At 60.8% G+C, this 265-nt stretch carries 1 protein-coding gene; it reads left to right on the top strand.

Annotated features, from left to right (window positions below; genetic code table 11):
- Window positions 1-96 precede the first annotated feature (96 nt).
- Window positions 97-265: response regulator (locus NLU14_RS23075; RefSeq protein ID WP_338040821.1), on the top strand; the 169-nt coding region annotated here is incomplete at its 3' end.

Genomic DNA, 265 nt, shown 5'->3' with positions numbered 1-265 from the left:
ATCGCGCTGCCGCAATGGCATGGAATGGTATAAGGGCGGAAAATCTTAAGGGCTTCGGGTATAGGATGGGGTCCTGTTGATTTCGAGTGGGGGAACATGATCCGGATTCTGCTGGCCGAGGATGACCGCGTGATGCGGGAATACCTTACCCGGGCGCTCGAGCGTTCGGGCTATGCGGTCAGCGCGGTCGATCGCGGCACCGCGGCGATACCGCTGCTCGAGAGCGAGCGCTTCGACCTGCTGCTAACCGATATCGTGATGCCCG

The sequence above is a fragment of the Marinobacter iranensis genome, assembly GCF_029207565.1.
Classification (GTDB): domain Bacteria; phylum Pseudomonadota; class Gammaproteobacteria; order Pseudomonadales; family Oleiphilaceae; genus Marinobacter; species Marinobacter iranensis.
The sequence above is the reverse complement of the archived record's forward strand: the minus strand, read 5'-3'. Positions and strand labels throughout refer to the sequence as shown.